Here is a 25261-nt window from a genome sequence, read left to right on the forward strand (position 1 = left end):
TCAAACTGTGGGAGGGGGCTTGCTCCCGATGGCGGCAGTCCAGTCAATATTTCAATTGACTGATACACCGCTATCGGGGGCAAGCCCCCTCCCACATTGGATCTATGGCGCCACCAGATTGCGTTCCTCCAAGAGTTTTACGAAGCTGTTCAAACTTTGCGACACCGTACCCCTGCGCCAGATCAGCCAGGTGTTCAGCACGCGGTAGCTGTCGGCCAGCGGCCACACGCTCACCGCCGCAAACCCCGGCATGCTTTCCAGCATGCTGCGCGGCATCAACGCCAGCCCTGCCCCGGCACTGACGCATGCCAGCATGCCGTGGTAAGACTCGATTTCGAAGATTTTGCCCGGCATCGCGCCATCCTGTGAGAACCAACGCTCGAAGTGATGCCGGTAGGAGCAGTTCGAGCGGAAGGTGTAGATATTCTCGCCATTCACCTCCCGCCCCCGCGTAATGGGCGCATGGTGCAGCGGTGCGATCACCACCATTTCTTCCTCGAACACCGCGACGCCCTCCAGGGTGGAGTGCAATACCGGGCCATCGACAAAGGCCGCCGTCAGCCGCCCGGACAGCACGCCTTCGATCATCGTGCCCGAAGGTCCCGTGCTCAGGTCCAGCTCGACCTTGGTGTGTTTCTGGTTATACGCCGCCAGCAACGCGGGAATACGCACCGCCGCCGTGCTTTCCAGCGAGCCAAGGGCAAACGCGCCTTGGGGTTCCTCCCCCGCCACCGTTGCGCGGGCTTCTTGTACCAGATCGAGAATACGCCGCGCATAGCCGAGGAAATTCCACCCGGCCGGTGACAGGCGCAGGCGGCTCTTCTCGCGGATGAACAACTCCACGCCCAGATCCTGCTCCAGTTGCTTGATGCGGGTGGTCAGGTTTGACGGTACCCGATGGATCAACTGCGCGGCGGCGCTGATGCTGCCTTGCTCGGCAACGGCCTTGAAGATTTCCAACTGCACCAGATCCAATTCATTCTCCAATCGTGAACGTATTGCTTAATATTATTCAGTTTCCAGAAAAGATACAGCCCCGTACGCTGGGCTCCATTCCAATCATCCCAGCAGGACGGTGCCATGAACGCTATTTCTCACCAGACCCACGCCTTGTCGATCAACCCGGCCAGCGGTGAAACCGTTGCCAGCTACGCGTACGAAAGCCAATCGCAGCTGGATGCCGCCCTCAACCGTTCCACTGCGGCCTTCCACACCTGGCGCCGCCAACCCGTCGGCCAGCGCGCCGAATTGCTGCTGGCCCTGGCCAGCGCCCTGCGTGAGCAGGCCGAAGCCATGGCGCAGATGATCACCCTGGAAATGGGCAAACCCATCGCCCAGGCCCGCGCCGAAATCGAGAAGTGCGCCCAGCTCAGCGAGTGGTATGCGCAGCACGGCCCCGCCATGCTCGCACCGGAGCCAACCCTGGTCGACAACGGCACCGCCCACATCGAATACCGCCCGCTGGGCCCGATCCTTGCCGTGATGCCGTGGAACTTCCCGGTGTGGCAAGTGCTGCGCGGCGCCATCCCGACCATGCTGGCCGGCAACACCTACGTGCTCAAGCATGCGCCGAACGTGATGGGCAGCGCCTACCTGATCCAGCAGGCGTTCCAAAAGGCCGGCTTCGCTGAAGGCCTGTTCGAGGTCATCAACGTCACGACCGAGGGTGTCTCCAGCGCCATCGCCGACCCACGCATTGCCGCCGTGACCCTCACCGGCAGCGTGCGCGCCGGTATCGCCATCGGCTCCCAGGCCGGTGCGGCATTGAAGAAATGCGTGCTGGAACTGGGCGGCTCCGACCCGTTTATCGTGCTCAACGACGCCGACCTCGACGCAGCCGTACAGGCCGCGCTGATCGGCCGATTCCAGAACAGCGGCCAAGTCTGCGCCGCCGCCAAGCGCCTGATCATCGAAGACGGCGTGGTCGACGCCTTTACCGCCAAGTTCCTCGAAGCCAGCCGCAACCTGGTGATGGGCGACCCGACCTCGGCTGCCACCTACATCGGCCCCATGGCGCGCTTCGATCTGCGCGATGAACTGCACGGCCAGGTCCAGGCCACCGTGAAAGAAGGCGCGACCCTGTTGCTCGGCGGCAACAAAGTGGCCGGCGCCGGCAACTATTACGAGCCCACCGTACTGGCTGACGTCACCGACCAGATGACCTCGTTCAAACAGGAACTGTTCGGCCCCGTCGCGTCGATCATCACCGCACGCGACGCCGACCATGCAGTGGCACTGGCCAACGACAGCGAATTCGGCCTGACCGCGAGTATCTTCACCCGCGACTCGGCGAAGGCACGGGACATCGCCAACCAACTGGAAACCGGTGGGATCTTCGTCAACGCGTTCAGCGTCTCCGACCCTCGGGTGGCCTTTGGTGGCGTGAAGAAAAGCGGGTTCGGGCGCGAACTGTCGCACTTTGGCGTGCGCGAATTCTGTAATGCGCAGACGGTGTGGTTCGACCGTAAATAAACAGCCCTGGCTTCAACACACATCAAATGTGGGAGGGGGCAAGCCCTAATGCCAGTCAGTTAAGGCGACACCGAACCTGTGGCGAGGGAGCTTGCTCCCGCTGGACTGCGCAGCAGTCCCATTGTTTGGGGCCGCTTCGCGCCCCAGCGGGAGCAAGCTCCCTCGCCACAAGTTAGTTCTCGCTCCTGCTACTTCTTAACTGACTGGCATTAGGGCAAGCCCCCTCCCACATTGGATCCAGGCAGCCCTGAAGGGCCGTATCAGACTTTAAGCAATCAGCGAATATGCCGTCGCACGCACTGCACCAACCCGTCCAGCGCCTGCGACTTCACCGGCGCCAATACGCACACCGTGTGTTCACGCTCACCTTCACTTACGGTGAGCGTGTAATGCACCTGCCCCGGGTTGTCGGAGGAGGGTTGGGTGCTTTGCGGCAACTGGAAAAACTCCGATTTCTCGATCAGTTGCCGCAACTCCCGCTGGTCCTGCTCGGGTAACTTGTCCAGCTCGACACTGCGCGGCTGGGCCAGGCCCGGAAAAAACGCCGGGCCGCCGTTTTCCTTGATCGAGATGCGCATGGCTGTTCCTCTCCGCCCTGGCGGATTGTCAGACGTTAATGCCCACTGCTTTCCAACCTTCCTTGACGGCCTTCTGCTCATCCTTGCTCGCGCCGTAGAGACGCCCGGCGACATCGTAAGTGATACGTGCAAAACGCAGAAACCCTGAGTTCGGCCGCAACCGCGCATCGCGCAAAGCGTCGTACCAGATGCGCCCGGCGCGTTCCCAGGCGAAGCCGCCGATGCGGGTGGCAACCTGATAGAACGCATGGTTGGGGATGCCGGAATTGATATGCACGCCGCCGTTGTCGTCGTAGGTGTGCACAAAATCATCCATGTGCCCCGGCTGCGGGTCCTTGCCCAGCAACTTGTCATCAAACGCGGTGCCGGGCGCCTTCATCGAGCGCAGGGCAGTGCCTTTGATTTTTTTGGTGAACAGCCCCTTGCCGATCAGCCAGTCGGCGTCTTCGGCCTTCTGCTGCAGCGCGTACTGCTTGATCAATGAGCCGAACACGTCGGACAGCGACTCGTTCAACGCACCGGACTGGTTGAAGTACATCAGTTTGGCTTCATCCTCGGTGACCCCGTGGGCCAACTCATGGCCGATCACATCGAGTGCCACGGTGAAGCGGTTGAACAGCTGCTGGTCGCCATCGCCAAAGACCATCTGGGTCGAGTTCCAGAACGCATTGTTGTAGTCCTGGCCGAAGTGCACCGTGGCATCCAGCGCCATGCCGGCATCGTCGATGGAATTGCGGTCGAAGACCTGGTCGAAAAAGTCGAAGGTCGCGCCCAGGCCGTCATAGGCCTCGTCCACCGCCGCATCACCGCTGGCGGGTTGCCCTTCGCTGCGGATCAGCTTGCCCGGCAGGCTGTCGGTGTTGTCGGCGCTGTAGATCGAGCGCTGTTTCTCGGCACCCGCCACCAGCGCCATGCGGGCGGGGCCTCTGGCGGGTACGGCGACCATGCGCAACGAGCGGAACGTGCTGTCCTTGGCGCGCGTACGCAGCGCCACCTCGCGTTGGGCTTTATCGCCGTGGCGTGCAATCTGGTCGAGCATGTACGGCGGGATCAGGCAGAAAATCGGGTTGCGCGATTGGCGAACACACATAAGCTGGCTCCTTTTTGGCGTGTGGTGAACGTCCGGTTAACGACTTCAGGATAGACCGGAGTCTGCCGCCTGGGCCAAATTGTCATGAAATCATGTTGCAGTCGTGTTTATCCGATCCTCATCAGGAAGCCTTCCATGCCCGCACGTAACGTCAAAATCGACCTGGCCTACCGCCCAAGGCTTGCCGACCTTCGCCCCTTGGTCACGCCCACACCCTCCCTGCTGGAAGCCAGGGCCGCCGCGCCACGCGTCAGCGCAGCCAAGGACTTGCAAGACCGGCGCGGCTACGCCGAGGATTTTCTCGGCAGCTTCGCGGTGCCCTGGCCCACGCTGGACCCGACCCAGGCAAGCGACGCCCAGCCCCGCCTGGACTACATGCACTTTTCCATCAGCATGTCGCGTTCCCGACGGCTGGCGCTGTATGTCGGTGTCAACATCGACGGCGCCAAGCACGTCGATATCGTGCGCAGCAACGACACCTGGGCCTACGACGGCCGCCTGCCCATCGACGCCCAAGTGGGCGAAGACCTCTACGCCGGCAACGGCCTTGACCGTGGCCACCTGGTGCGGCGCCAGGACCCCAACTGGGGCGCCGACGCAAACACCGCCAACGGCGACACCTTCCATTTCACCAACTGCTCGCCGCAGATGAGCGGCTTCAACCAGAAGACCTGGCTGGAACTGGAGGACTACATTCTCGACAACACCCAGCGCTGGAAAGCCCGCGCCAGCGTATTTACCGGCCCGGTGTTCGCCGACGACGACCGCCTGTACCGGGGCGTGAAAATCCCCAAGGCGTTCTGGAAAGTAGTGGCCTACCTTAGTGACGACGGCAAACCTTCCGCCAGCGCCTATATGATCGACCAGAGCCGCGAGCTGGGCCAACTGGACCTGGTATTCGGCCCGCTCAGAACCTACCAGCGCAGTGTGATCCAGATCGAGCAGTTGACCGGCATCCGCTTCGGCAACCTGGCCGACTACGACGGTTTCAGCAATGAAGAGCGCGCCACGGGAACGCGGATCGAAGCGCTGATCCGGGGGCCTGGGGACATTCGCCTGTAACCGGTGTCACTTCCACCTCCCTCTCGTGGGCCGAATCAACTACCATAGCGCCGCCGGTTCCCCCACGGGACTAATAGGGAATTCGAAACGCCGCCCGCGACGTCAATCGAAACTGCCCCCGCAACTGTAGGTGCCGAGCCTGCTCCCCACTGCCACTGGACGTTGTCCGGGAAGGCCGGAGCCGGGCGACGACGCATCAGTCAGGAGACCTGCCGGCCCAGTGACTCACTAACCGGCGGGGTGTCCGGGAAGGCCATCCTTGCCCTGCCCGGCCGGCAGCGCTCGTGGGTGTATTTCCGTACCGTACCTGCCCTGCTTCACCGACGGTTCAAACGGAGATTGCCCCATGCTGCCACGCGTTACGGCCCTGATCATCGGCCTGGGTTGCTGCGCCCTGGCCCACGCCGCGCCTACCCACTACCCGCTGACCCTGGAAAACTGCGGCAGCCCCGTCACGTTCCAGCAGGCGCCCGCGCGTAGCGTGACCATCGGCCAGGCCGCCACCGAGATGCTGTATGCGTTGGGCGTGGCCGATAAAGTGGTCGGCACCTCGCTGTGGTTCAACACCGTATTGGCGCAGTACCAGGCGCAGGACGCGCGCATCGAGCGCCTGGCCAATAACGAACCGAGCTTCGAAGCAGTGATCGCCAAGCGTCCGCAACTGGTGGCCGCCGAGCTGGAATGGGTGGTCGGGCCCCAAGGCGTGGTCGGCACCCGCGAGCAGTTTCAGGAGCTGAACATTCCGACCTACTTGCTGCCCTCCGACTGCGAAGGCAAAGACAACCGGGTGGGCGCCGACGGCACGCGACTGCAGCCGTTTCGCATCGAGACGATCTACAAGAGCCTCAGCCAACTGGCCGAGATCTTCGACGTGCAGGCGCGTGGCCAACAACTGACCGATGAACTCAAGGCGCGCCTGGCCACGTCCATCGCCACCGCGCAGCGCAAAGGCCTGCAGCAAGCCAGCGCGCTGGTGTGGTTCTCCAGCGCCGAAATGGCCAGCGACCCCTACGTGGCCGGCCACAAAGGGGTGCCCGAATTCATGCTGCACACCCTCGGCCTGCGCAACGTGGTGCAGTCCGATGAAGAATGGCCCGCCGTCGGCTGGGAAACCCTCGCCAAGGCCAACCCCACGTTCCTGGTGATCGCGCGCATGGACCGGCGCCGCTACCCCGCCGACGACCATGAAAAGAAGCTGGCCTTCCTACGCAGCGACCCCGTGACCCGCAACATGGACGCGGTGAAACACAACCGCATCATCATCCTCGACGCCCTGGCGCTGCAGGCCAGCCTGCGCACATTCGACGGCCTTGACCAACTGGCTGCGGCCATCGACGGCTACGACCTGGCGCAATGATACGGACCCTGCTCGCCCTCACGCTGCTGCTGATCGCCCTGCTCGCCGGCGTGGCCATCGGCGAAACCGCCATCTCGCCGCAGGTGGTGCTCCAGGTGCTCGCCAACAAACTCTGGGCGGCCGGCTACGCACTCGACCCCATCGATGAAGGCGTGGTGTGGAACTACCGCCTGACCCGTGCCCTGGTGGCCGGCGCCTGCGGTGCGGGCCTGGCAACGTGCGGGGTGATCCTGCAATCGTTGCTGCGCAACCCGCTGGCCGATCCGTATCTGTTGGGCATCAGCGCCGGCGCCTCGACCGGTGCGGTGCTGATCGCGTTGATCGGGGTGGGCGGCGGTTTGATTTCGCTGTCGGCCGGCGCATTCGTCGGCGCCATGGCCGCATTCGCCCTGGTGATTCTGCTGGCGCGGGCCAGCGGCTCGTCCAGCGGCACCGGGCAGATCATCCTCGCCGGCATCGCAGGCTCCCAGCTGTTCAATGCGCTCACCGCGTTCCTGATCACCAAATCCGCCAGCTCCGAACAGGCGCGGGGCATCATGTTCTGGCTGCTCGGCAACCTCAGCGGCGTGCGTTGGCCGTCGGTGTGGCTGGCGGTGCCGGTGGCGGTCGTGGGGCTGCTGGTGTGCCTGTGGCACCGTCGCGCCCTGGATGCGTTTACCTTCGGCACAGATTCGGCGGCCGCCCTCGGCATCCCGGTGCGGCGCGTGCAATTCGCGCTGGTGGGCTGCGCGGCGGTGGTGACGGCGGTGATGGTGTCGATTGTCGGCTCCATCGGTTTTGTCGGGCTGGTGATCCCCCATGCCATGCGCTTGATGCTGGGCACCGGGCACTCGCGCCTGCTGCCCGCCAGCGCCCTGGGCGGCGCGTTGTTCCTGATCGCCGCCGATGTGCTGTCGCGCACCCTGATCAAAGGCCAGGTGATTCCGGTGGGGGTGGTCACCGCACTGGTCGGCGCGCCGGTGTTTGCGCTGATCCTGATCGGTCGGAGGAATGCGCGATGAGTGTGTTGAGCTGCAGTGGGCTCGGCTTCAAGGTTCGCGAGGCCGAGTTGCTGTGCGACGTCCACCTTGAGGTTGCGGCGGGTGAAACCCTGGGTATCGTCGGGCCGAACGGGTCGGGCAAATCGACCTTGCTCAAGTTGCTCGCGGGGTTGCGTACGCCGGCCAGCGGTGAGGTACGCCTGGGCGACAAGCGTTTAGGCGATTTGTCGCGCCGCGCCATCGCGCAGCACCTGGCCGTGGTGGAACAACAGGCCGATACCGACGACGCCATTCGCGTGTTCGATGCGGTCGCCCTGGGCCGCACGCCGTGGCTGTCGGCGCTGAGCCCGTGGTCGGGCGAGGATGCCGCCATCGTGCGCCAGGCCTTGCACGACGTGGACGCCACACACCTGAGCCATCGCGCCTGGCGCAGCCTCTCCGGCGGCGAACGCCAACGCGTGCATATCGCCCGCGCACTGGCGCAGCGCCCGCAGATTCTGCTGCTGGACGAGCCGACCAACCACTTGGACATCCAGCACCAACTGACGATTCTCAAAGGCGTGCAGGCGCTTCCCGTCACCACCTTGATTGCCCTGCACGACCTCAACCAGGCGCTGACCTGTGATCGCCTGGCCGTGCTCGACCGTGGCCGGCTGGTGGCGCTGGGTAAACCGCTGGAGGTACTGACTCCCCAACGGTTGCAGGCCACCTTCGGCGTGCAGGCGCATTACCTGACCGACCCGTTCGACGGCGCACAGATTCTGCGCCTGCGCTCAGCCTGAGCCCGCAGGTGTCGAACAGGCCCTGCGCAGGATCAGCAACAGTTGATGAATGGAATACGGCTTGTGCAGCAGGTCGAAACCGTGGGTGCCTTGTTGCGCCAGCACATGGCTGTAGCCACTGGTGAGCACGATGGGCAAGGCGGGCCACAGCCGTTGGATTTCCTTGGCCAGCTCAAGCCCGTTCATGCCGGGCATCATCACATCGGAAAACACCACGTCGAACGCGTCGGCCTCATCGGACAACAATTTGAGGGCCTGCTCGGCATTCATCGCCCAGGTCGCCTGAAAGCCCAGTTCCTCCAGCGCCTGGGTGGCAAAGGTACCCACTTCGACGTTGTCTTCCACCACCAGGACATGGGTGCCACGGCCCTCGGTCATCGGCGCCGCCTCGAGCTCCACCTCGGGTTCCCGCGGCCGCGCAATGACTTTGGGCAGGTACAACGTAAACGTCGAACCTCGACCGAATTCGGTGCTGACCCGCACTTCGCCGCCTGACTGTTTGGCAAAGCCGAACACCTGGCTAAGGCCAAGCCCGGTGCCCTGCCCGACGTTCTTGGTGGTGAAAAACGGCTCGAATATGCGCTCCAGATGCTCAGGGCGTATGCCGCTGCCGGTGTCGCTCACCGCGATCGCCACAAACGCCCCCGGCACCGCAGGCTGGCCGCGCAGGGCCGGGAGAGTGTCGACGGAGGCTACCGCGACGGTCAGGGTACCCACGCCCTTCATCGCATCACGGGCATTGACCACCACGTTGACCAGCGCCGAATCGAACTGGCTGGAGTCGGCATAGACGAAACAATCGTAGGGCGCAAGCTCAGTGATGACGCGGATATGGGCACCACACAGCGATTCGATCATTTCCACCAGCGAGGTCACGCTGTGGCTGACGTCGAACGCCTGCGGCTTCAATGCCTGGCGACGGGCGAACGCGAGTAACTGCCCGGTGAGACGCGCCGCTCGGTTGACCGTGTCGGAAATCGCCGCCAGGTAACGGCTGCGCCGCGCTTCGGGCAGTTCCGGACGCTCCAGCAGGTCGAGCGAAGAGCGAATCACCGTCAACAGGTTATTGAAGTCGTGGGCCACGCCGCCGGTGAGTTGGCCCAGGGCTTCGAGTTTTTGCGCCTGGCGCAGTTGTTCTTCGGCCTTGCTGCGCTCTTCCATGGCCTCGGTGATGCGCTGTTCGAGGGTTTCATTGAGGGCCTGCATGCCCAGCTCGACCCGTTTCTGGTCGGTGATGTCCTGCACCAGGCCGAACATTTTCAGGGTGCGCCCGTGGGCGTCGAGTTGCGGCATGCTGCGCACCAGGATCCAGCGCACCTGCTGGTCATCTACGCGGCGGATGCGGCACTGGAAATCCCAACTGCTGCCCTGGGCCACCGCGCGCGTGAACGCCGCCTCGACCGCGTCGCGGTCTGCGGGCAGCACATGTTCCAGGAAAGTCCGCATGCCCCAGTGCGGCACCCGCTCGTGGTAACCGAAAATCTGGTCATGCCGCTCGGCGCGCACCGAGCTGTCGGTGCCGATATCCAGTTCCCACTCACCGATCTGCCCGGCGTCGATCGCCAGGCGCAGCCGCGCTTCGCTTTCGCGCAATGTCGCCACGCGGCGGTTGCGGGCGCGCTCCAGATGGGAGGTGACGCGGGAGACCAGCTCGCGCGCCGAAAACGGTTTGATCAGGTAGTCATCGGCGCCGGCGGCCAGGCCCTCGGCGCGGGCTTCTTCACCCGCACGGGCCGACAGCAGAATCACCGGCGTCGTCTGCAAGCGCGGGTCTTCACGCACGGCGCGCAACAGGCCAAAGCCGTCGAGGACCGGCATCATCACGTCGGTAAGGATCAGTTGCGGCGGGTTTTCGCGGGCCGCCTGCAGCGCGGCCTGCCCATCTGTCACGGTCTCCACGTCCAGGCCGGCGGCGTACAGCAAGCGCGCGACGTAAGCGCGCATATCGGCGTTATCGTCCGCCAGCAGCACGTGGCCCTGGAAGGACTCGGCCTCGGGCTCAGGGTGTGTCTGGGCCACGTCAACCAGCGCTGACGCATCCGGCAACCAGCCAAGCGCCTCCTCCACGTAGGCACTCACATTGGTGGTCGAACCGTACTGCAATGCCTCGGTGTGCAGCGGCTTGGGGACATGCCGATTGCCCAGCGGCAGCCGGATGCTGAACGTCGTGCCTACCCCTAGCTCACTGCTCACTTCCAGCGTGCCGCCTTGCAGCCTGACCAGTTCATCCACCAGCGCCAGGCCGATACCCGAGCCTTCAAACGAGCGCCCCGCAGGGTTTTCGATCTGGTGGAAGCGCTCGAACAAACGCGGCAGTTCATGGGCCGCGATGCCGGTGCCGGTGTCACTCACGCACACCTGCGCAGCGCTGCCATCGGCGCTGGGCGCAACGCTGACGCGGATGTGCCCGGCCAGGGTGAATTTGAAGGCGTTGGAGATCAGGTTCAGCACCACCTTTTCCCACATGTCGCGGTCGACGTAAGCCGCCTCGGGCAAGGGCGTGGTGTCGATGAGCAACGCCAGGCCGGCGCGCTCGCAGGCCGATCGGAAGTTGGAGGCCAGGTCAGCGGTGAGTGCCGGCAAGTCCACTGGCGCATAGGTCGCCTGGGCGCGGCCGGCCTCGATGCGGGAAAACTCCAGCAGCGAGTTGACCAGTTTGAGCAGGCGCTGGCCGTTGCGATAAGCCAGCGTGACCCGCTCACGCTCATCCTCGGGCAGCGTATCGCCCAGGGCCAACGACTCTTCCAGCGGCCCGAGCATCAAGGTCAGGGGCGTGCGAAATTCATGGCTGATATTGGTGAAAAAGGTGGTCTTGGCCTGGTCGATAGCCGCAAGGGCGTCGGCACGCTGGCGCTCATACTCGCGCGCACGCACGGTGGCCAGTGCCGCCGAGAGCGCTGCGCCCAGCAGTTCGTAGAGCCCTCGGTAAATATCGTTCATCGGCAAACGGGGTGACGCGCCGGCCACCAGAATCAACGGGGTCTGTGCGTCGTCCGGCACCACCAGCGGCAATACAAAGGCGGTCTGGGGCGGCTCCGGGTAGGGCCCGCAGGCCACGCCGGCAAACAGCGCCTCGATCTTGTCCACCTGCAGCGTGCGCTTTTGCTCGCACGCGGCGCCTAACGGCCAGGGCGTGGCGTCGACCGCATCGATCCAGGCCGGTGACGCGGCGGTGTTGGCGGCGATACCGCTGTGTTGTGCCAGGCGGTAACCCTTGCCTTGGGCGTCCCACTCATAAAACAGCAGGAACGGAATATCGAAGTTGAACTCCGCCAGCGTCCGCACCGTCAACGCGATCAGTTTGGGCAAGTCATCGGCAACCGCCAACTGCCCGGTCAGATCGCGCAACGCACGGGTGCGCCGCTCGGCGAGGATGGTCACCGTGGTTTCCGTCACCGGGTGAAACAGCCCGCCGATGCCGCCGGTTTCATCACGAATAGGCGAAATGGAAAAGGTGAAGAAAGTCTCTTCCAGGTAACCATTGCGGGTGAGGAACATGCGCTGGTTTTCCAGAAAACTGGTTTGCCCCTCCAGCGCCTCGGTGAAGGGCCCGCCGATGGCCGGCCACGCACTGGCCCAGGTCACGTGGTAACCCTCGCCCAAGGCGCGCGGATGCGACTCGCCGCACACTACCTTGTAGCCGTCGTTGTAGATCTGGGTGTTCTCCGGGCCCCAGATGATATTGATCGGGAAATTGGACGCCAGGCACAGGCTGACGGTGGTGCGCAGGCTCTGGGGCCAGGATTCGATCGGCCCCAGCGGGGTTGCCGACCAATCTTTGGACTGGATCAGGGAGGCCTGTTCGCCACCGCCCGACAAGAAGGAATGCATAATCACGGGTTTGGACCACCAACAGATTTAGGCGATTGCAAAGGCATGTATCTGTCACTGTGACCGCCGCCGAATGAAAACCTCCCATTGAACTCATTCAGGGCCAGGGTCGACGGCGTTGCAGGGCGTCGAGAGTTGCGGGGTGTGCAGACGCGCCGTTATCCAGCTACGGCTGTACACCAACACCCTGTCTGCCATCGCCACGGGAAAATGAATGAACCCATGGGCCGACTCCGGCAACAGATGCGCCTCCACCTGACTCCAGCGCTCGGCGATCAACAGCGTGTCGTCCTTGAGCGGGTCCAGTTCGCCGACGAACATCAACGCCGGCGGCATGCCGGCGAAGTCACCGTACAAGGGTGACAAGGGCGGCTGTCGACGCTCGTCGTCGCTGATCCCCGGCGTGAGCAAGCGCAGCGCCGTGACCATTCCCGGCCCATCGAGCAACAGCGTTTGCGGCCCGGCGTTGCGCACACTCGGCGTGCCGGTCAAGTCATACACCCCGTAGTACAACACCGCGCCATGGACACGTTGGAGCAACAGCGGCCATTGCTTCAACGCCAGCAACGTCGCCGCCGCCAGGTGCCCGCCGGCCGATTCGCCGACAAAAAAAACCGGCAGGCCGGCAAACTCCGCACATTCCGCCAACAGCCAGCGCGCAGCGGCCAGGCAGTCTTCCAGCAATCCTTCCACCGGCGTGTTGACCGCCAACCGATAGTCCACCGACACCACCGCCACGTCGCACGCGCGCACCATGCCGAGGTTGAGGTCGTCATTCATTTGCGCATTGCCGATCACCCAGCCGCCGCCGTGGATATCCAGCACCACGCCCTTGGGTGCACCGGCGGGCCGCAGGATACGCACCGGCACGGCGCCGATGAGCCGGATTTCCACCACAGGCGGTTTCTGGAACCTCTGCCGGGTGCGCAGCAGCGCCTGGATCACACGCGGCGTGACGCGGTTGCGGATCTTGAAGCGCGGCAGCCACGCAAGCGTGCGATTGAAGCGGCGCATCTGGGCCAGTTCGGTCTCGCTGGCGGGCCAGTGTTGGTAAGCCATCAACGGTTATTCCGCAGGATCGAGAAGTTCAACGCCGCCGCTACGCACAGCCAGGCCAGGTACGGAAACAGGATCAGACCGGTAATCAGGTCCAGACGCACTGCCAGCACCACCATCGCCGCCACGGTCAGCCACAGCAGCACAATGATCACCATCCCGGCGAGCAAGCGATGCGCGCCGAAGAACACCGGCGTCCACAGCGTATTCAACGCAATCTGCGCCGCCCACAGCGCCAACACCATCTCGCTGCCCGGGATCAGGCTCAAGCGGTAACCGGCCCAGGCCAGCAGCAGGTAGATAATCGTCCACGCCACCGGGAACAACCAGTTGGGCGGGGTGAAGCTGGGCTTGACCAGGGATTCGTACCAGGCGCCGGGTTTGAAAATCACACCGGTACTGGCGGCGGCGGCGCAGGCGAGCAGGAAGATGAAGAAGGTCATGGTCGGTCCTTGAGGTTAAAGGGTTGGAAGGCAAGGCTATGCTTTAAGTGACTCAGCTTAAATGACTCAAATCGGCGCCGATAAATTCAATGTGCACGGCAAAAATGACAGGCAGGCCGTCTCTTCTGCGCGTCATGAAAAATCGATAAAGTGCCCCACCAGCCCACATCGATTTGCCGGGTTCTGCACACGCCACGAGGGAGCCTCACCTTGCCCGCTACCCCTGCCGATCACCGCAGCAGCCTTGGGTCAGTGTTCCTGATCTTCCTGCGCCTGGGCCTGACCTCCTTCGGCGGGCCGATTGCGCACCTGGGTTATTTCCGCGAGGAATTCGTCACCCGCAGGCGCTGGCTCAGTGAACACAGCTACGCCGAACTGGTCGCCCTGTGCCAGTTCCTGCCCGGCCCGGCCAGCAGTCAGGTCGGCATCGCGTTGGGCCTGTCACGCGCAGGTTACGCGGGTGCCGCGGCGGCCTGGGCCGGGTTCACCTTGCCGTCGGCCATCGCGCTGATTCTGTTTGCCCTGGGCCTGTCTCACTATGGCAGCGCCCTGCCCGCCGGCGCGCTGCATGGCCTCAAGGTTGTCGCCGTGGCGGTGGTGGCCCAAGCCGTGTGGGGCATGGCGCGCACCCTGTGTCGGGGCTGGGTGCGGATAATATTGATGCTGAGCGCCGCCGGTTGGGTACTGCTGCAATCGTCTGCCTTGAGCCCGGTGGCAGTGATCGTCGTGGCTGGGGTGGTCGGCCTGCTGCTGTTCAAGCCCTCGCCCCGTGCCGAGCCCGACGCATTGCCCATCGCCATCAGCCGCCGTGCCGCAACGCTGTGGCTGGCGCTGTTCCTGCTGTTGCTGGTGGGCTTGCCGCTGCTGGCCGACTGGGCGAGCGACCCCACGCTGGCGCTGGTGGACGCCTTCTACCGCACCGGCTCACTGGTGTTTGGAGGCGGCCACGTGGTGCTGCCGTTGCTGCAAGCCCAGGTAGTGCCCAGCCAATGGGTGAGCAACGACATTTTCCTCGCCGGCTACGGCGCCGCCCAAGCCGTGCCCGGCCCGCTGTTCACCTTCGCGGCCTTTCTCGGCGCCTCGATGATCCACGCCCCTACCGGCTGGCTGGGCGGCCTGATCGGCCTGCTGGCGATCTTCGCGCCGTCATTTTTGCTGATCTTCGGTGCGCTGCCCTTCTGGGCCAGCCTGCGCCACAGCCCGCGCACCCAGGCCGCGCTGGCCGGTGTGAACGCGGCGGTGGTGGGTTTGTTACTGGCGGCGTTGTACCGGCCGGTGTGGACCAGCGCGATTTTCAGCGTTTACGACCTGGCCCTGGCAGTGCTCGCCTTGGCGGCACTGATGCTGATGAAGTTGCCGCCGTGGCTGGTAGTGATCGGGTGCAGCGTGCTCGGCGGTTTATTCGGCTGACCCCGGTGGCACAATCCTGAGCCAAGGCCAGCGTTCCTGATAACTCCTGGCCTTGCGCAAAAACAGCTCGGGCTCTGCATGCAGCGGGTTGATGCGCAGCACGCCCTGTTCCACATCCGCCAAGCCATACGGCGCATACACCTCACCCGTGGCAATATCCAAGGCAATGCACGTACCCGCCACCAGATAACGGTCCACCCCTTGCCTGGCCGAGTGCAACTGAGGATACGGCCGGCCAAAGCGCTGCCCATACCAGAGATGAACCCGCGCCTGGTTCTTCACCTCCACATTAACCCCCAAGTCCCGGAACAACGACTCGGCCCTGCGGATCACCGCATCCTCAGCCTCGTAGGACACATCCTGGTCGAAGTAGAAAACGTCATAGTCCTTCACCCCCGCATCAACCGGCCGACTCGCCTGATGATTCCACACCGCCTGGAACAGACAGCCCGCCGTGAGCATGCACTGCTCCACCCCGAGCGACGGCAAGCGCGCGGTGATTTCAGCGTTGACGGGGTTGGCCATGGCCAGTTTGAGCAAGGTGTCGACGGTCAATGTCATGGGGTCCCTGGGTGGTCAATTCGGTGTGCAGAGACTCTACAACAGCGCAGTGAAGGATTTGATGAGGCGCTGAATTTTTGTTGGCTCGAAGGGGGACAGCGTCCGCTACCCTGCCGCAACTTGCTCCATTGCCTACGCTTGCGTCAGAATCCGCCGGCTTGTGCGCTGGGGTGGCCGTATTTAAGGTGGCTCGGTCGCTGAATTTCTCGGCGATCGGGTTTAGTAGCCCACGGTTTAACCTAACAAGTGCACACGCTCTCTCCATCAGACTTCCCGTCTGTGCTTGATGGTGGCTGTGCGTAGGGCGCCCTCGGGCGCGCCGGTTTTGTTAGGTTTCACCGGTCTACTAACCTGCGTACAGCTACCGCCTTATTGTTTAGTAGCGATGAGGTCGTGGCTCAAGCAAGGAACTTAACAATGGTTACCGATTCAACCGCGCTCTTTAGCGTCACCCCCCACGCCAGCAACGAAACCCTCATCACCAACAGCTACGAAACCTTCACCAGCGTCAGCACCCTGCTGCTCGACCTGTCCGAAGACCTCCACGGCAAACACCGCGACGTCGCGCTGGCGATCCACCAATTGAGTGAACTGGGCGTACTGCTCGCCGGCAGACTGCTTGACCGTGAGGCGCCGTGTACGGGTGATTGACAGCATTTGACTCACAAGCCCAATCCATCGCTGAGTCGTTGCAGGCCGTATGCAACGGTTTGGCGATTTGCTTTTTGATGAGCCTGGTGGGGGCGTATGCAATACAAAATGAGGTGACCCGCTGCAAGCGGCAGGCGTTTAGTAAGCAAGCCGTTGGTAGATCCTAAAGACAGAGGGGCCTAATCAAACAGCTACTATTGGATCGAATGAGTGGGTGGCGGCTTTCGGCCAGAAGCGGTCTGTCGTGATCAGAAAGGTTTGACGACAACGAGTGGCTCTCGCACTCTGTTGAACTCCCATGTGTGCATTAGGCTCCCCCATGTCATTAGCGACCGTAGTGCTGCTCGACTCCTGGCCACAGCCAAGCACGTCTCCCGAACCCGTGGTGTTCGCCACGGATACGCAGCTATGTTTACGGTATTGCACCGCTGGAGAAGAAGTAGCTGTAGTTCATTTTCCGCTAGTAAAGAAAATCCAGTTCGGCTCGCCTAACGACGAGACTTTGGGCGGCCATCCGCTTATTGGACTTGGCCTTAAGCATTACCAAATTCATCGGATAGATAATTCGCCTTGGCTAGCAGAGCTTGAGCAGAGAAACGCCATTCACCCTCGACACGATAAACAGCGGTTCATGGAAAATGCTATCCATTACGTCTTTACGTTTCAGGACTCTACCCTGGAATGCATCGTCATTGAGGGGCAGTTCTGGCAGCCAAAGGTACAGGTCTTCACCTCGGAGCAGGAGGCAAAGGATGGCTGGTGCAAACTTGTAAATGACGTGGTTTTATGAATCCAATAGTCAGGAGAGGAAAGCTGCCGGCCTTGAAGGGCTGCGGTCAACCCAAAGTGGTCGTAGTGCAGCTTCCGGATCAGGTCTTGAATGGATCGATCCATCCAGGCCGAAGTCCTGCCTCGTATTCTTTGCGTACGTAGGCGAGTGACTCTGCGCATCCCATTTCCGCCTCTATAGCGCCTGTGCATCCCCAGCAATCGCCACCGGTATTGCCTGATAGCGGATCATCCGGATTGTCGAGTAGGCATCCGCAGATCGTGCAGTATTGCGGCTTTTTGCTGCTTGTCATAATACACTTCCGATACGTTCCGTCCTGGCCGATTACGGCACTCGCGACAGGCAGAGATCGGCCAAAAGCGGCGTTCGATCCACCACCTTCCAGCCGAAAAGCGAAAACCTCTCGATCTGTGAAAGCTAGTCTCTAAGGGTACGCATTATTTCCTCGACCACATGCTTCGTGTATTTCTCACTGGAGTCAGTTTCCGGTGGGTCGTTACTGCGGAACCATTCACCTTGATCGAATGCCTGGTAGAGCGAGAAAGCGGGCAGAGGCATATCGTTAGTCATCCCTACTTCAACCACAGCATTTATGATCCCGTTCATAACGCCGTCGCAAAAATCATAGGGTAGAGATCCTTGTAGATAGCCTTCCGCAACCGCGACGGACAGTTCGTTCAGCACATCATGCGGTGCAACGCCGAACCTTTCGCAAATGGGGACTAGATCACTCAGCATTAAACCCTCTGCTTCCGCTTTCACCGACAGTTCCTTGAGTTCGACCTTCGATAACACCATGATCATGAGCTTCTTCCTGTTAGGTGCGAAGGTAGCGCTTACAGAGTGGCCGCACAGCGGTGTCACACTTCAATTCCATGCTGCAATACGGATTCATGGTCGGTCAACTTCAGCTACAGGCAATGTCCGCTTTGGGTCGTTTCATGCCCCTCACGACAGGCAACATTCGGCCGATTGTGTTGAAAAAGTCGACCCGGCCTGAGTACCCATGCATTGAGCGGTGAAAACGCCTTTTTTGCACGCTGCTACGTCAAATCTGAGCCCTGAACCTTCTGCGCAAAACACAGATTTCAATCTCAGACGCGTACTTTTCTGCCATGGAAACCGAAGCCGACTTTTTCAACAGAATCGGCCAAATGCGGCCATTGCGCCTATCTAGTAAACCAGGGACGATTCACCTTTATTTCAAGCCTGGTCAAACGCTCGTTCTTCTCACTTATTGCTTGACTCATTCTGATTGGTCAGGCCTGTTAACGCCGCGTCTTCCGCCATTAATAAGGAAATTATGAAGCCTCTTTACCTGTGTTCAGTTCTGCTGCTTGCAGGCTGCGCCCCAGCGCCGAAATACCTTGTGCCTGCGGGGGCGCCCCAGGCGATGATCCGCAGCGAACTGGTCTCTATGGAAAATTATCGAAACGGCGTGACTCTGGTCCAGGCGCCTGCCATCGGCTGCAAATACGGCAGAACCGTGGCGACTGAGTCGGGAATGGGGAAGCAGCTGGTTTCCGTTTATAAGAATGTCTCGACGCCGGAGGGTTTTTTTCCGATTGAAGCCGGCAAACCGCTGCACTTGGAAATGCGCGGCGTGGCCAATGCCAATCGCTCGTGCAGCGTAGCGTTTGTCAGCGAATTTGCGCCGGGCGCACGCTATGTGATCAAGGGAGGGATTGTCGACGTCCCGGGCTCGCTGAGCCGGTGTTACATCGACATATTCAATGTCGATTCGGGCGTACGCTTGCCCACCGCCGGTGAGCCGAAAATAGAACGTACTTGTGCGTTGGACCGGTTACCGACGCTGTAGCGTAAAAACGGGGCCAGGCTACCATCGTAAAAGCGGGGGTTATATTTGACCTGTGGTCTGATCCCGGTTTTACGTTGTATGCCGGTCATTGTATGTCGCGAGAGGCTGCTTTCGGCCAGAAGCAGCCACTTAACGCATCTCGATAATTCCCATCCGACCGTACATCATCACGCTCACTTTGATTCCTTCGCGGTGCAGAACATGCCGCCCGCATATAAGTCTTTGAAATGGAAGTCATCTCATGTTCGAACGCAACAAACTGGTTCCGGAAATTATGGTCACCAACCTCGAAAGCAGCCTCGCTTTCTGGGTTTCTTGCCTTGGGTTCACAGTAGCCTATCAGCGCCCGGAAGATGGATTCGCCTACCTTGATTTGAATGGTGCTCAAGTAATGCTTGAGCAGGTTGATTCGCAGGCAGGCCAATGGCTGACTGCGCCGTTGACCAAGCCGTTTGGAAGAGGAATCAACCTACAGATTGATGTTGATGCCGTTGCCCCCATCTTGCGAAAACTTGATCAGGCTGGATTTCCACTCTTTCGAGAATGCAAGGACACCTGGTATCGGGCTGACAATGTAGAAGTAGGCCAGCGCGAATTCATCGTCCAGGATCCCGACGGTTATCTCATCAGGTTGGTAGAGCGGCTGGGTGAGAGACCGGCTTGCTCAATCTGCGTTTGAATCTGAACCACGCCGACCATCAGCGATCGGCCAATTACAGACGTTTAGAGCATCTAGCCCTGAAACGGCTTTACACCTATTTCACCTAACCACCGGCGCATGCTCGGCCATCAACTCTATCACCCAGTCGATAAACACCCGCACCTTGGCGCTGACATGCCGATTCGGCGGGAATGCCAGGTACATCGGCATCGGCGCCATGTGCCAGTCCTCGAACAGCGGCAGCAACTCGCCGCTGGCCAGGTGCGGTTTGGCCATGTACTGCGGTAGCCAAAGCATGCCCAGGCCCGCCAGGCCGGCGGCGAGGTACGCATTGCCGTCGTCGACCGTCAGTTGCGGGCGCCCCTGGATCTCGATGCGTTCCTCACCACGCTGCATCGCGTAGGGCAAGGATTTGCCTGTGCGAAACCAGAGGAAGCCAACGGTACTGTGCCTGCCCTCCTCCAGCTCACGGGGGTGGGCTGGCGTACCGAAGCGTTGCAGATAGCCGGGCGCGGCATAAATGCCGATGTGCAGATCGCCCACATGCCTTGCCATCAGCGACTGATCGATGATTTCGCCGCCGCGCACCACGCAGTCGACGTTTTCGCCAATGATGTCGACAATCCGATCGCTCACGCCCAGGGTCAGTTGGATTTCCGGGTAGCGTGCAAAGAACCCCGGCAAGGCCGGTATCAGCAGCATTCGCGCAAACGGGCTGGGCACATCCACCCGCAGCCGCCCGCGCGGTGTCATCGACGCGCTGGACAGGCTGGTCTCGGCGTCGTCCATATCGACCAGTAGCCGGATGACGCGCTCGTAGTAGACCGCGCCATCGGCGGTGACGTTGACCTTGCGTGTGGTGCGGTTGAGCAAGCGCACACGCAGCCTCGCTTCCAGTTGCTGGACGAGCTGCGTCACGGTGGTCTTGCTCATGTGCAGGGTGGCTGCCGCCTTGGTGAAGCTGCCGGTTTCCACCACTCGGGCAAAGGCCTGCATTGCATCGAAACGGTCCATTTCACGCCTCACTGGGGTCTGGATAGTTTGGATTCTACAAACAGTCATGACCAGCGTTGCGCGTTTATTCAGGTCGCCCGTCTTTTTACACTGGCTCCATCGTAAACAGCGGGCCATGTCGGCCCCGAAGGAGAGATGCAATGACCAGCAAACGTGATGTGGTTTTCCCGCCTGACCGCCATGCATTGTACGAGCTCCACCGCTACTCACCGGCGATTCGCTCCAACGGTTTTCTGTTCGTATCCGGTCAGGTCGGCAGCCGCAAGGATGGCTCGGCCGAGCCGGACCTCGCGACACAGGTTCGCCTGGCCTTCGCCAACCTCAACGCGATCCTGACCGAGGCCGGCAGTAGTTTCGCGGATGTGGTCGACACGACCATCTTCATGGTCGACCCTGCCTCGACATTCGAAACGATCTGGGAAGTGGTGGCCGAGTACTGGGGCGAAGCTCCCTACCCGACGGCGACCGCTATTGGCGTGACCTGGTTGTCCGGGTTCGACTTCGAGATCAAGGTGATTGCCAAATTACCCCAATAAACTCGGCTCAGCCGTCCTCCGACTGTCAAAGGGGCCATCTTGTTTTTCTGGGAGGATGCTAAGGATTGCAGGCGGCGCTAGTTTTCTAGTGCCTGTGCGCGCCGTATAGTGGAAATATTTTTTCGGTCAAAGGAATGGCGATGAATCCGTTAACCTGCCTGTTCGTCGGTGTAATCGGCGCCCGTGAAATTGTAAAAGTCATCTCGCATTGCGCGAAAAGGAGAACGCCATGCGTGCAGAAATGATTCTTGCCGGGATCGGCACCACGTTGGCGCTGTTGTCTGCATCGCCAGCCCAGCCTGCGCCCCTGCCGCTGGAAACTGTCAACCAGGGTGTTATCTCGGTGCGGGTACAAGGCTCGGGGACAGATATCATCCTGATTCCAGGATTTGCCTCGTCTCGCGACGTATGGGCTGATTTGGCCTCCAGACTACGACAGAGCCATCGGCTCCACCTTGTACAGGTAGCTGGCTTTGCCGGCTCGCCTGCCGTGTCCGAACCAGAAGGGAAAGTAGTCGCGCCGACGGTCGAGGCAATCGCTGAATACATACGCAGCCAGCGCCTCGAAGCGCCGATCATCATCGGTCATTCGTTGGGTGGTGAGGTGGCACTGATGCTGGGTGCTCGTCATCCCGATCAAGTGGGACGCCTGATGATTGTCGATGCGATGCCTTTTTATACATTGCTGTTCGATCCCTTCGCGACCCGTGAAACGGCGACCCCGCAGGCGGCTGCGATGCGCGACGCAATGTTGACCGCAACCCCTGAACAGGCGCAAGCCCTGCAGCATGCCTCCATCGCCCGTCTCGCCAAAACTGAAGCGGTCAGGCCAGCCTTGGTCGCAGCGGGGATAAACTCGGACCGAGAGACTATGGCCAATGCCATGTATGAGCTGATGGTCACTGACCTGCGCCCTGAGCTTGGACGCATCAAGATGCCTGTCGAGGTCGTCTATGCCTATGACCCGCTTTACGGCATAGAGGCGTCCCACGTTGATGCCATGTTCCGTAACGCCTACGTCTCGACCCCAAATATCAGCTTCAGGCGTATCGACGGTAGTTTTCACTTCATCATGCTGGATCAGCCAGAACTGTTCGCCGACGCTGTCAGCAAGTTCCTGAATCCGTGAACGGCGGCGGAACTGCTAGAGTGATGAATTGCCCTGATGATCGGTAAATGGTACGGCGAAGCGACCACCCTCGACGGTAAACGTACGCAGCAACTGAGTGAACGTCGCGCCGATGGCACTTTCAACGTGAATTTCCGCGTGACCGACAAATCCGGCCAATGGTTTGAGCAAAAGGAATTCGGCCTATGGGGAGTGTCCGGCAAGATCTACTTCACTATCACTGCTTTAAGAGCAGTCCGTTACGAACGTGCACGATGTAACCCTGACCACCCGCCATTACGATCACATGAAAAGTTGATTCCACTTCCAACACGCAGTTGAAGCGGCAGGACCCGGTGAGCCAGCAAATCGAGATCATTTTTTTGGGACGTACCCTGGGCTGTGACTTTCGGGCTCACCGGGATCAGTCTCCGGCAGATCATCACGACGCACCCACTCCCCCAGATTGAACGCCTGATAAAGCTGGAAGCAGGCTGCATGAGCGTCCTTATCGGCAAAGAAGTGAATCAGGGCCGTCCACACGGCCCCCCCCAAACCCATTCAGCGATAAACCGGATAACGCCGGCACAGTGCGACAACCTGTTCGCGCACGTGGTGGCCGACCTTGTCACTGTCGCCATATTCCAGGGCGTCGAGTACGTCGCACAACCACCCTGCCACTTGCTCGCAGGCCTCGACACCGAAGCCCCGCGTCGTCACCGCCGGGCTGCCGATGCGCAAGCCGGAGGTCACGAAGGGTGAGCGTGGGTCATTCGGCACCGAGTTTTTATTCGCGGTGATGTAGGCGCTGTTCAATGCCGCATCGGCGTCCTTGCCGGTGTAGGGCTTGTCGGACAGATCGATCAGCATCATGTGGTTGTCGGTTCCGCCCGAGACGATCTTGTAGCCGCGCTTTTGCAGCACCGCCGCCATGGCGCGGGCGTTGGTCACCACTTGGGTCTGGTAGACGCGGAACTCGGGCGTCAGCGCTTCCTTGAACGCCACGGCCTTGGCTGCAATCTGGTGCATAAGCGGGCCGCCCTGCACGCCGGGAAACACTGCCGAATCGAGTTTCTTGTAGAAGGCTTCGTCCTGGCCCTTCGACAGAATCAAACCGCCCCGTGGGCCGCGCAGGGTTTTGTGCGTGGTGCTGGTGACCACATGCGCATGGGGCAGCGGGTCCGGGTATTCGCCGGCGGCGACCAACCCGGCGACGTGGGCCATGTCGACCCAGAATATGGCGCCGACCTTGTCGGCGATGGTGCGCATGCGTGCCCAGTCCTTGTAACGCGAGTACGCCGAGAAGCCGCCGATCAACATTTTCGGGCGCGTCTGCAGGGCAATTCGTTCCATCTCGTCGTAGTCGAGAAAACCAGTTTTCGGGTCCAGCCCGTAGGGCACGATCTTGTAATGCCGGCCCGAAAAGTTCGCCGGGTTACCGTGGGTCAGGTGGCCGCCCTGGGCCAGGTTCATGCCCATCACCGTGTCACCGGGGTTGATCAACGCGAGGAACACCGCCGCGTTGGCCTGCGCACCCGCGTGAGGCTGCACGTTGGCGTAGTCGCAGTTGAACAGGGTCTTGACCCGCTCAATCGCCAGGCGCTCGGCCACATCGATGTATTCACAACCACTGTAGTAGCGCTTGCCGGGATAGCCCTCGGCGTACTTGTTGGTGAGTACCGTGCTCTGGGTCTGCATGACCAGCGGGCTGGCGTAGTTCTCCGACGCGATCAGCTCAATGTGGTCTTCCTGGCGATGCGCTTCGTTATGAATCGCCTCACGCAGTTCAGGGTCGAAAGCATCCAGGGTGAGCGTTGAGTCGTACATGGTGGGGGCGTCCTCGGTTAACAAATTCAAACAGCGGGCGACAGCAGGCGAATGACACGTGCGGCGATCTCGTCGATCTGTGTGTCATCGCAGATCAGTGCGGGCAACAGGCGCACGGTGGTGCCACGGGTGACGGTGATCAGCAGGCGTTGTTCTTCACGGGCGCGGTCGACCAGCTCGCCGCACGGGCGGTTGAGTTCGACGCCGACCATCAAGCCGATACCACGAATGGCCACCACCTCGGGATGGTTGCCCAGCGCCAGCTTGAGCGCGGCCAGCAGGCGTCGGCCGCTGGCGGCGGCGCGTTGTGGCAGGTGCTCACGCTGCATGATGTCCAGCACCGTGCACCCCACGCGGCAGGCCAGCGGGTTACCGCCAAACGTGGACGCGTGGTGACCGGGGGAAAACAGCTCGGCGGCCTTGCCCCGCGCCAGGCATGCGCCTATCGGGTAGCCGTTGCCAAGTGCCTTGGCCAGGGTGATGACATCCGGCTCGATGCCCGCGTGTTGAAAGCCAAACCAGGCGCCGGTGCGGCCCATGCCGGTTTGCACTTCATCCATCATCATCAGCCAGTCGTGTTCATCGCACAGGGCGCGCAACCTTTGCAGGTAGCCCGCGAACGCCGCGTGCACCCCGCCCTCGCCCTGCACCGGTTCGACCAGCACTGCAACGATGTTGGGTGACTGCGCCGCAACCGCCCGAATCGCCTCGATATCGTTGTACGGCACACGCACAAAGCCGCGCATCAACGGTTCGAAACCGACGTGCACCGCCGGGTTGCCGGTGGCCGCCAGCGTGGCGAGGGTGCGCCCGTGGAAGCTGTTGTCCATCACCAGCACCTGCGGCTGGGCCACGCCTCGGGCATGGCCGTGCAGCCGCGCCAGTTTCAGCGCGGCTTCATTGGCCTCTGCGCCGGAGTTGCAGAAAAACGCGCGCTCCATGCCGGACAACAGGCACAACCGCTCGCCCAGTTGCTCCTGCCACGGGATGCGAAACATGTTGGTGGTGTGCAGCAACTGCGTGGCCTGCTCGGCGATGACGGCGGCAATTTCCGGGTTGGCGTGCCCCAGGCTCGTCACGGCCACGCCGGCGATGGCATCCAGGTATTCAACGCCATCGGTGTCCCACAGGCGGGCGCCCAGGCCTCGGCTGAACGAGACCGGCTGACGGGACGAGGTGTGCATCAGGTAAGCGGGTGCTGCGGACATTGCAGGCCTCCTATAGAGATCAATC

The 25261-nt window shown here is 61.7% G+C and carries 24 protein-coding genes and 1 riboswitch; of the genes, 13 read left to right on the forward strand and 11 right to left on the reverse strand.

Annotation, left to right across the window (positions count from 1 at the left end; genetic code table 11):
* Nucleotides 1-102: 102 nt before the first annotated feature.
* Complete coding sequence (locus tag C4J84_RS16610) at nt 103-975, reverse strand: LysR family transcriptional regulator (protein WP_124371271.1); 873 nt, start codon at nt 973-975, stop codon at nt 103-105.
* 105 nt (nt 976-1080) lie between these two features.
* Here C4J84_RS16610 and C4J84_RS16615 point away from each other — a divergent pair, with 105 nt between their 5' ends.
* Nucleotides 1081-2472, forward strand: coding sequence for an aldehyde dehydrogenase family protein (locus tag C4J84_RS16615; RefSeq protein ID WP_124371272.1), 1392 nt, complete (start codon nt 1081-1083; stop codon nt 2470-2472).
* Nucleotides 2473-2747: 275 nt separating this feature from the next.
* Here the strand turns inward: C4J84_RS16615 and C4J84_RS16620 are convergent, their stop codons facing one another.
* Both C4J84_RS16620 and C4J84_RS16625 read right to left on the reverse strand, forming a co-directional pair.
* Nucleotides 2748-3050, reverse strand: coding sequence for a protealysin inhibitor emfourin (locus C4J84_RS16620; protein ID WP_124371273.1), 303 nt, complete (start codon nt 3048-3050; stop codon nt 2748-2750).
* A gap of 28 nt (nt 3051-3078) precedes the next feature.
* Nucleotides 3079-4140, reverse strand: a complete 1062-nt coding sequence (locus C4J84_RS16625) for a M4 family metallopeptidase (protein ID WP_124371274.1) — start codon at nt 4138-4140, stop codon at nt 3079-3081.
* A 135-nt stretch (nt 4141-4275) separates the two neighbouring features.
* Here C4J84_RS16625 and C4J84_RS16630 point away from each other — a divergent pair, with 135 nt between their 5' ends.
* From C4J84_RS16630 to C4J84_RS16645, 4 genes are all read left to right on the forward strand, one after another.
* Nucleotides 4276-5202, forward strand: a complete 927-nt coding sequence (locus C4J84_RS16630; protein ID WP_124435750.1) for a DNA/RNA non-specific endonuclease — start codon at nt 4276-4278, stop codon at nt 5200-5202.
* Between the two features lie 37 nt (nt 5203-5239).
* Nucleotides 5240-5434, forward strand: a riboswitch (cobalamin riboswitch).
* A 114-nt stretch (nt 5435-5548) separates the two neighbouring features.
* A complete protein-coding gene (locus C4J84_RS16635; RefSeq protein ID WP_124435751.1) occupies nt 5549-6559 on the forward strand; it encodes an ABC transporter substrate-binding protein in 1011 nt (336 codons plus the stop codon).
* Nucleotides 6556-7560, forward strand: coding sequence for an iron ABC transporter permease (locus C4J84_RS16640; protein ID WP_124435752.1), 1005 nt, complete (start codon nt 6556-6558; stop codon nt 7558-7560). The genes C4J84_RS16635 and C4J84_RS16640 overlap by 4 nt, the downstream gene beginning before the upstream one ends.
* Nucleotides 7557-8321 carry an ABC transporter ATP-binding protein gene (locus C4J84_RS16645; RefSeq protein ID WP_124435753.1) on the forward strand — a complete coding sequence of 255 codons (765 nt, stop codon included), beginning with the start codon at nt 7557-7559 and terminating at the stop codon, nt 8319-8321. The genes C4J84_RS16640 and C4J84_RS16645 overlap by 4 nt, the downstream gene beginning before the upstream one ends.
* Here the strand turns inward: C4J84_RS16645 and C4J84_RS16650 are convergent.
* From C4J84_RS16650 to C4J84_RS16660, 3 genes are all read right to left on the reverse strand, one after another.
* The gene (locus C4J84_RS16650) at nt 8313-12152 is read right to left on the reverse strand and encodes a response regulator (protein ID WP_256681418.1); all 3840 of its coding nucleotides are present in this window, start codon (nt 12150-12152) and stop codon (nt 8313-8315) included. The two genes, C4J84_RS16645 and C4J84_RS16650, sit on opposite strands and share 9 nt — an antisense overlap.
* A 93-nt stretch (nt 12153-12245) precedes the next feature.
* Nucleotides 12246-13211 (reverse strand): alpha/beta hydrolase, encoded by a 966-nt coding sequence (locus C4J84_RS16655; RefSeq protein WP_124435755.1) that lies wholly within the window; start codon nt 13209-13211, stop codon nt 12246-12248.
* Nucleotides 13211-13651, reverse strand: a complete 441-nt coding sequence (locus C4J84_RS16660) for a TspO/MBR family protein (RefSeq protein ID WP_124363626.1) — start codon at nt 13649-13651, stop codon at nt 13211-13213. Before C4J84_RS16660 ends, C4J84_RS16655 begins: the two co-directional genes overlap by 1 nt.
* A 210-nt stretch (nt 13652-13861) precedes the next feature.
* On the opposite strand from C4J84_RS16660, the gene chrA reads away from it, so the two are divergent.
* Nucleotides 13862-15061, forward strand: a complete 1200-nt coding sequence (gene chrA, locus C4J84_RS16665; RefSeq protein WP_124371281.1) for a chromate efflux transporter — start codon at nt 13862-13864, stop codon at nt 15059-15061.
* Here the strand turns inward: chrA and C4J84_RS16670 are convergent.
* Nucleotides 15050-15622 carry a nucleotidyltransferase family protein gene (locus C4J84_RS16670; protein WP_124371282.1) on the reverse strand — a complete coding sequence of 191 codons (573 nt, stop codon included), beginning with the start codon at nt 15620-15622 and terminating at the stop codon, nt 15050-15052. The two genes, chrA and C4J84_RS16670, sit on opposite strands and share 12 nt — an antisense overlap.
* A gap of 417 nt (nt 15623-16039) precedes the next feature.
* On the opposite strand from C4J84_RS16670, the gene C4J84_RS16675 reads away from it, so the two are divergent.
* Both C4J84_RS16675 and C4J84_RS16680 read left to right on the forward strand, forming a co-directional pair.
* A complete protein-coding gene (locus C4J84_RS16675; RefSeq protein ID WP_124371283.1) occupies nt 16040-16273 on the forward strand; it encodes a DUF6124 family protein in 234 nt (77 codons plus the stop codon).
* A 319-nt stretch (nt 16274-16592) separates the two neighbouring features.
* On the forward strand, nt 16593-17063 hold the full coding sequence (locus C4J84_RS16680) for a hypothetical protein (RefSeq protein ID WP_124371284.1): 471 nt from the start codon (nt 16593-16595) through the stop codon (nt 17061-17063).
* Nucleotides 17064-17480: 417 nt separating this feature from the next.
* Here C4J84_RS16680 and C4J84_RS16690 read toward each other — a convergent pair whose 3' ends face one another.
* Entirely contained in the window at nt 17481-17867 is a 387-nt protein-coding gene (locus C4J84_RS16690) for a hypothetical protein (RefSeq protein WP_124371286.1), read from the reverse strand.
* Nucleotides 17868-18456: 589 nt separating this feature from the next.
* Between C4J84_RS16690 and C4J84_RS16700 the strand changes: the two genes are divergently transcribed.
* Entirely contained in the window at nt 18457-18882 is a 426-nt protein-coding gene (locus tag C4J84_RS16700; protein ID WP_256681358.1) for a hypothetical protein, read from the forward strand.
* 241 nt (nt 18883-19123) lie between these two features.
* Entirely contained in the window at nt 19124-19561 is a 438-nt protein-coding gene (locus C4J84_RS16705; protein WP_124371287.1) for a VOC family protein, read from the forward strand.
* Nucleotides 19562-19642: 81 nt separating this feature from the next.
* Here the strand turns inward: C4J84_RS16705 and C4J84_RS16710 are convergent, their stop codons facing one another.
* On the reverse strand, nt 19643-20557 hold the full coding sequence (locus tag C4J84_RS16710) for a LysR family transcriptional regulator (protein ID WP_124371288.1): 915 nt from the start codon (nt 20555-20557) through the stop codon (nt 19643-19645).
* A gap of 140 nt (nt 20558-20697) precedes the next feature.
* On the opposite strand from C4J84_RS16710, the gene C4J84_RS16715 reads away from it, so the two are divergent.
* The 3 genes from C4J84_RS16715 (at nt 20698) to C4J84_RS16725 (ending at nt 22543) form a co-directional block, all read left to right on the forward strand.
* A complete protein-coding gene (locus C4J84_RS16715) occupies nt 20698-21093 on the forward strand; it encodes a RidA family protein (protein WP_124435756.1) in 396 nt (131 codons plus the stop codon).
* Nucleotides 21094-21322: 229 nt separating this feature from the next.
* Entirely contained in the window at nt 21323-22222 is a 900-nt protein-coding gene (locus C4J84_RS16720; protein ID WP_124435757.1) for an alpha/beta fold hydrolase, read from the forward strand.
* Between the two features lie 36 nt (nt 22223-22258).
* The gene (locus tag C4J84_RS16725; protein ID WP_256681359.1) at nt 22259-22543 is read left to right on the forward strand and encodes a hypothetical protein; all 285 of its coding nucleotides are present in this window, start codon (nt 22259-22261) and stop codon (nt 22541-22543) included.
* 219 nt (nt 22544-22762) lie between these two features.
* Here C4J84_RS16725 and glyA read toward each other — a convergent pair whose 3' ends face one another.
* Nucleotides 22763-24028, reverse strand: a complete 1266-nt coding sequence (gene glyA / locus C4J84_RS16730; RefSeq protein ID WP_124371291.1) for a serine hydroxymethyltransferase — start codon at nt 24026-24028, stop codon at nt 22763-22765.
* A 26-nt stretch (nt 24029-24054) separates the two neighbouring features.
* Nucleotides 24055-25236, reverse strand: coding sequence for an aspartate aminotransferase family protein (locus C4J84_RS16735; protein WP_124371292.1), 1182 nt, complete (start codon nt 25234-25236; stop codon nt 24055-24057).
* Nucleotides 25237-25261 lie beyond the last annotated feature (25 nt).

The sequence above is a fragment of the Pseudomonas sp. R11-23-07 genome (genome assembly GCF_003852295.1).
GTDB lineage: Bacteria > Pseudomonadota > Gammaproteobacteria > Pseudomonadales > Pseudomonadaceae > Aquipseudomonas.

Bases quoted from the DNA above. Each gene is read 5' to 3' on its own strand.
- C4J84_RS16625 (WP_124371274.1), bottom strand. From the start codon at position 4,140: ATGTGTGTTCGCCAATCGCGCAACCCGATTTTCTGCCTGATCCCGCCG.
- C4J84_RS16650 (WP_256681418.1), bottom strand. From the start codon at position 12,152: ATGCATTCCTTCTTGTCGGGCGGTGGCGAACAGGCCTCCCTGATCCAG.
- C4J84_RS16720 (WP_124435757.1), top strand. From the start codon at position 21,323: ATGCGTGCAGAAATGATTCTTGCCGGGATCGGCACCACGTTGGCGCTG.
- C4J84_RS16725 (WP_256681359.1), top strand. From the start codon at position 22,259: ATGATCGGTAAATGGTACGGCGAAGCGACCACCCTCGACGGTAAACGT.
- C4J84_RS16645 (WP_124435753.1), top strand. From the start codon at position 7,557: ATGAGTGTGTTGAGCTGCAGTGGGCTCGGCTTCAAGGTTCGCGAGGCC.
- glyA (WP_124371291.1), bottom strand. From the start codon at position 24,028: ATGTACGACTCAACGCTCACCCTGGATGCTTTCGACCCTGAACTGCGT.
- C4J84_RS16735 (WP_124371292.1), bottom strand. From the start codon at position 25,236: ATGTCCGCAGCACCCGCTTACCTGATGCACACCTCGTCCCGTCAGCCG.
- C4J84_RS16675 (WP_124371283.1), top strand. From the start codon at position 16,040: ATGGTTACCGATTCAACCGCGCTCTTTAGCGTCACCCCCCACGCCAGC.
- C4J84_RS16635 (WP_124435751.1), top strand. From the start codon at position 5,549: ATGCTGCCACGCGTTACGGCCCTGATCATCGGCCTGGGTTGCTGCGCC.
- C4J84_RS16630 (WP_124435750.1), top strand. From the start codon at position 4,276: ATGCCCGCACGTAACGTCAAAATCGACCTGGCCTACCGCCCAAGGCTT.
- C4J84_RS16700 (WP_256681358.1), top strand. From the start codon at position 18,457: ATGATCCGCAGCGAACTGGTCTCTATGGAAAATTATCGAAACGGCGTG.
- C4J84_RS16670 (WP_124371282.1), bottom strand. From the start codon at position 15,622: ATGACATTGACCGTCGACACCTTGCTCAAACTGGCCATGGCCAACCCC.
- C4J84_RS16615 (WP_124371272.1), top strand. From the start codon at position 1,081: ATGAACGCTATTTCTCACCAGACCCACGCCTTGTCGATCAACCCGGCC.
- C4J84_RS16640 (WP_124435752.1), top strand. From the start codon at position 6,556: ATGATACGGACCCTGCTCGCCCTCACGCTGCTGCTGATCGCCCTGCTC.
- C4J84_RS16655 (WP_124435755.1), bottom strand. From the start codon at position 13,211: ATGGCTTACCAACACTGGCCCGCCAGCGAGACCGAACTGGCCCAGATG.
- C4J84_RS16710 (WP_124371288.1), bottom strand. From the start codon at position 20,557: ATGGACCGTTTCGATGCAATGCAGGCCTTTGCCCGAGTGGTGGAAACC.
- C4J84_RS16690 (WP_124371286.1), bottom strand. From the start codon at position 17,867: ATGATCATGGTGTTATCGAAGGTCGAACTCAAGGAACTGTCGGTGAAA.
- C4J84_RS16680 (WP_124371284.1), top strand. From the start codon at position 16,593: ATGTCATTAGCGACCGTAGTGCTGCTCGACTCCTGGCCACAGCCAAGC.
- C4J84_RS16715 (WP_124435756.1), top strand. From the start codon at position 20,698: ATGACCAGCAAACGTGATGTGGTTTTCCCGCCTGACCGCCATGCATTG.
- C4J84_RS16705 (WP_124371287.1), top strand. From the start codon at position 19,124: ATGTTCGAACGCAACAAACTGGTTCCGGAAATTATGGTCACCAACCTC.
- C4J84_RS16620 (WP_124371273.1), bottom strand. From the start codon at position 3,050: ATGCGCATCTCGATCAAGGAAAACGGCGGCCCGGCGTTTTTTCCGGGC.
- C4J84_RS16660 (WP_124363626.1), bottom strand. From the start codon at position 13,651: ATGACCTTCTTCATCTTCCTGCTCGCCTGCGCCGCCGCCGCCAGTACC.